Here is a 4,486-nt window from a genome sequence, read left to right as displayed (position 1 = left end):
TACCCGCCCTCCTTCCACAGGAGGCTCTTCCCGGCCTTGCCGATGGGGGCAAGGGAGGAGCTCCCCGCCGACGCGGTCCTCGTGGCCGTGGGCCGCCGGCCGCGCAGCTCCGGCCTGGGCCTGGAGGCGGTGGGGGCCCGCCTAGAGCGGGGGTTTGTGGCCACAGACGCTCACCTGGCGGCCGCTCCCGGCGTGTACGCGATCGGCGGCCTCCGGGGGGGTGGATGCTCGCCCACAAGGCGTCCCACGAGGGCCTCCGCGTGGCGGAGATCATCGGTTCGGCGCGCCGCGGGGAGCCCCCACCTCCGGCGGAGGAGGCCGTGGTCCCCCAGGCGATCTTCACCCAGCCCGAGGTGGCCCTGGTGGGGGTACCAGCGGACGAGGCTCCCGCCCGGGGGTTCCGGCTGGGGCGGTTCCCCCTGGCGGCCCTGGGCCGGGCGTGGGCGGAAGGGGAGACGGAGGGGCACGTTCAGGTGGTCGTCGATGGGGAGGGGAGGGTCGTGGGGGCGGAGATCGTGGGCCCCCACGCCTCGGACCTCATCGCCGAGGCCGCCCTCGCCGTTGGGTTGGGCCTCAAAGACGAGGAGCTTGCGGCCACAGTCCACGCCCACCCCACGTTCCCCGAGGGGCTGTGGGAGGCCGCCCTCGCCGCCCTGGCCCGCCCCCTCCACACCGGCTAGCCCCAGGGCGGAGAGGAGCTAACGAAACCTGCCCTCCCACTCTACCCACAGGGCGTAGGCGGCCCCGTCCCTGCGGCGGGGGGGACAGGTGATCGTCCCCCGCTCCATCAGCTTGCGCAGGGCCCCGTCGAACACGAGGTGGTGCAGGGCGTTGAACGCCACCGGCAACGGCACCCCGTTCCGGGCCGGCGCAGTCGTCAGGTAGGTGCGCTCCAGGTCGCCCCACCGGGGAGACACCGCTTGACGGAGGAGGTGCGCCCACAGCTTGTCCACCATGTCCCGAACCGCGGCCCGGGCGGGCTCGTCCACCACGGGACAAAGCGATCGCCAGTTCGTTCCCCGACACGCTACGTACCCAAGCTCGTGCAGAAGGGCCAGCTGGTCGGCAAGCCCTGCTTCCCCAAGCCCACAGGGAGCGGAGAGCTGGGGCCTTCGGGCGAAGGCGACCAGGATCTGGCCCAGCTCCACCATGGTGCGGGCGATCTGTGCCTCGGGCCTCCCCTCGTGGGCCCACCGCCAGGCAAGGTCGGGAAACGCCCGGCGGCCCCCCCCGGCGGGGACCTCCCCGTGGCCGAAGAACGTGAATTCTCCAAAGCTCGTGCTGTGCCCCCACATCCAGCGTGCCCGGAGGTCGATCCCTTCCCCGTCGATCCCTGTGAACACGTACCGCCCACCCGGCATGTCCTGGGCCGCTACGAGGTAGCCGGTGCTCTCCAGGGCCAGTCCCCCGTAGTCGAAGGTGTAGGCTCCAACCAGGATGTACCCGGTTTCGGCCACCGTCCACCCCTGGTCCGAAAAGCGACAGCGGTCGTGCGTGCGGGCGACCAAGTCCATGTGCTGCCGTACGACCTCGGCGAACGCCGCGGCGGAACCGGTCATCCACGGCGTGAGCGCCTCCAGGTCCCCCCTCGTGAAGATGGGGAACGTGGGTTGGTACGCTGCTCCCACCTGCCGGACGAGCCCGGCCCGCTCCAGGGCCCCGAGGTGGCGCCGGACCTCCCCCGCCGGAAGGCCCACCTGGACGGCCACGCCTTCCGCGCCCAGGGGCCGGGCGTTGATGGTGCGGAGGATGGCCTGGCGCGGCGGTGGATTGCACACTCGGTAGGGGTTCAGCTCGGGGTCAGGACCGGTAGAACCGCAGAACAGGAACTGCAAGTCTCCCCCCCACCGGCTCTACCCCGCGAGGAGCCGCTCCCGGAGGAGCTTTGGGGGAAGCGACCCGCAGGCGAGGATCGCGTCGTGGATCTCCCGCAGCGACGCCCCCGGCCGCCGCCGCTTGTACTCCTCGATCACCTTGAGGATCTCCAGCTTCCCGATGAGGTAGCTCATGGGCTGCGTGGGGGAGGCCGTGTACCGCCGGACCTCGGCCCTCGCGTTGGGCTCCTCCAGGCCCGCCTCCTTCACCAGGAACTCGATTGCCTCGTCCACGGTCATCCTCCCGGTGTGGAGGGAGACGTCGAGGACGATCCGCGCCGCCCGCCACAGCTGATCCTGCAGCCGCGCCATCTTCTGCACGCGCTGATCGAGGAACCCCAGGGACTCCATGAGCTCCTCGCAGTAGAACGCCCACCCCTCCACGAACAGGCTAGACAGGGCGCTTCCCACCTTGCGGGGGAGGGTCTTGGCGTGGCGGTTGGCGTACACGAGCTGGAGGTGGTGGCCGGGGTAGGCCTCGTGGAGGGCGGTGATGGGGATCTTGGCCCGCCAGTGGCCGCGCAGCTTCTCCTCCCGCACCCGCCGTGGCGCCAGCCGCTCCACCGGGGTCACGAGGAACGTCCCCTCCTGCTTCTCCTCCAAGGGCCCCGGCATCATGTACGCGGCGTAGGGGATCACCGGCCGCATCGAGGGGGGCGTGGGGCGGATGCGGAGCGTCTCCCCTTGGGGAGTGGTCACGATCCCCCGCTCCTCCACGAACCGCCGCGCCCGCGCCATCTCCCGCCGGTACGTGGGGAGAAGCTCCCGCGCCGAGGGGTGGTCCTTCTTCGCCTCCTCGATGATCTCCCGGGCCGTCTTCCCCGGGGCCACCTTCGCTGCTAGGGTCTCCATCTGGGCCCGGGTGTCGCGGAGGAGCTTCCACCCCAGCTCGAGGAGCTCATCGGCGGAGTAGTCGAGGAGGTGGTCCTCCCGGAGCATCTCCTCGAACAGCTCCTTGCCCACCGCGAACTGCCCCCGCGCCTGGGGGAGGACCTCGCGCTCCAGAAACCGGACGTAGTCCCCAAGCGCCCGCGCCGCCCGGCGGCTGGCGAGGAGGACCTGGGGGAACAGCCACGGCGTCCGGAGGCTGAGGAGGGGGAGGACGACCCGGAACAAGATGAGCCCCCGCTTGGCCCCCTCGAGGGCGGTCTCGGCCCACACCTTGGGCACCCGCTCCGGAACGATGTTCTCCTTCCCCTGGGCCAGGACCCGGGGGACCTCCCGCAGGCGCCCGACCGCGCTCCTCATCTGCACCCGGAACGGGGCGAAGTCGCGCATGAGGAGGAGGAACACGCCGCCCAGGCACTCGTTCACGTACATCCCCGGGCTTCGCTGGTAGTGCTGGAGCTTCTCGATCTCCCTGAGGAACGACCGCGCCAGCCGGACGACGAGGGTGTGGTCGATCCGGGCGTCGGCCGACCAGCGAGCGTCATCCATGCCCTCAAGCTGGGCCAGGGCCTCCCGGAGCATCTTCTCCTGCCGGGCCCGGGCGGGGGGGCTGTGGTCCCCCAGCTTGTGGTCGAACCGGTGGTCCCCGAGCTGGGTCGCCGCCACCGGGGACTCCTCCATCATCCGCTGGAAGAACTGGTCTACGAGCGCGTAGAACTCCGCTTCGCTTGCTTGGGTCATTCCCGCCTCCGTTTCGCTGCCGGGGAAGGATAGCGGGGGAAGAGGATCCGCACGAGGAGCCAGGCCCCGCCCACAGTGAGGAGGGGGAGGATGATCGGGAGGAGAATGGCGGCTACAAGGAGGACCAACACCACGACGAGCGGGATGAGGAGCGCCGCCCCCAGGAGGGCCCCGCCCGCCCCGAGGGCCGCCCCGACGAGCCCGGACGCAACCCCAATCAGACTGCCGATGAGGCGCCCGATCATCGCTCGACCCTCTCCCCCACCTCGGCCTCGGGGTGGACCTCGAGGGAGTCGGTGTACTCCACCCAGCCGATCCGGCACCCTGGGCCGATGCGGACCACCTTCCCCCGCACGACCTGGGCCTCGGTCGCCTCCAGGTCCACCGTGTCGCCCTCGATGGTCTCCGCGGTGAGGGAGCCGGTGGCGAACCTCCCGAGACGCAGGCCGGCCAAGTTGATCCCAAGGGAAAACCCTGGGCCCGTGTGCACCTCGATCCGCTCCCCCCCGATCTCCCGGGCTCGGCTGTTCCCCACGAGCTTGGCCTCCACCCGGTCCGCGGAAAGGAGCCCCCCGATCTCGAACTTGCCCGACGAGGTGAACACGTCGGCCTCCACGTCCTGCCCGACCTGGAGAGAACCGCTGGCCCGCACGTAGTGGGCCCGGAGCTTTCCCCCCACCCGCTGGGACCCGGAGCACCGGAACTCCTTCACCTCCGCGTCCCCGTCGATGCCACAGCTCCCGGAGGTTTCGAGCACGTCCGCCTCCACCCGGCCGGCGAACTTGGCCGATCCGGACACCGTGATCTCCCGGGCCTTGGTGTTGCCCTGGACCCTCCCCGACCCGGAGATGCAGAATTCCTCGGCGGTGATGTCCCCATCCACCCGCCCGGACCCGGCGATGCGCACGTCCCCGTACTCGCCTCCGGTGATCTTCCCCGCCCCGGATATGGAAACATTGTGTCGCTCCATCAGCGCACCTCCC

5 protein-coding genes and 1 pseudogene are annotated in these 4,486 nt (G+C 71.0%); 2 read left to right on the top strand and 4 right to left on the bottom strand.

Annotated elements, in window-relative coordinates; all coding sequences use genetic code 11:
• The first annotated feature begins 42 nt into the window (after nt 1–42).
• Nucleotides 43–183 (top strand): annotated as a pseudogene (locus NUV94_07970) (FAD-dependent oxidoreductase).
• Between the two features lie 41 nt (nt 184–224).
• Entirely contained in the window at nt 225–680 is a 456-nt protein-coding gene (locus NUV94_07965; GenBank protein ID MCR4392673.1) for a hypothetical protein, read from the top strand.
• Nucleotides 681–698: 18 nt separating this feature from the next.
• Here the strand turns inward: NUV94_07965 and NUV94_07960 are convergent, their stop codons facing one another.
• The 4 genes from NUV94_07960 to NUV94_07945 form a co-directional block, all read right to left on the bottom strand.
• Nucleotides 699–1,835 carry a winged helix-turn-helix domain-containing protein gene (locus tag NUV94_07960; protein ID MCR4392672.1) on the bottom strand — a complete coding sequence of 379 codons (1,137 nt, stop codon included), beginning with the start codon at nt 1,833–1,835 and terminating at the stop codon, nt 699–701.
• Nucleotides 1,836–1,853: 18 nt separating this feature from the next.
• The gene (locus tag NUV94_07955; protein MCR4392671.1) at nt 1,854–3,503 is read right to left on the bottom strand and encodes a DUF885 domain-containing protein; all 1,650 of its coding nucleotides are present in this window, start codon (nt 3,501–3,503) and stop codon (nt 1,854–1,856) included.
• Nucleotides 3,500–3,748 (bottom strand): hypothetical protein, encoded by a 249-nt coding sequence (locus NUV94_07950; GenBank protein MCR4392670.1) that lies wholly within the window; start codon nt 3,746–3,748, stop codon nt 3,500–3,502. Before NUV94_07950 ends, NUV94_07955 begins: the two co-directional genes overlap by 4 nt.
• The coding region (locus tag NUV94_07945; protein ID MCR4392669.1) for a polymer-forming cytoskeletal protein at nt 3,745–4,486 on the bottom strand (742 nt) is incomplete at its 5' end. The genes NUV94_07950 and NUV94_07945, both read right to left, overlap by 4 nt.

This window comes from Candidatus Acetothermia bacterium (genome assembly GCA_024653305.1).
In the GTDB taxonomy this organism is placed as follows: domain Bacteria; phylum Bipolaricaulota; class Bipolaricaulia; order Bipolaricaulales; family Bipolaricaulaceae; genus JACIWI01.
Note: the sequence above shows the minus strand (reverse complement) of the source record. Positions and strands in the feature narration are given on the sequence as shown.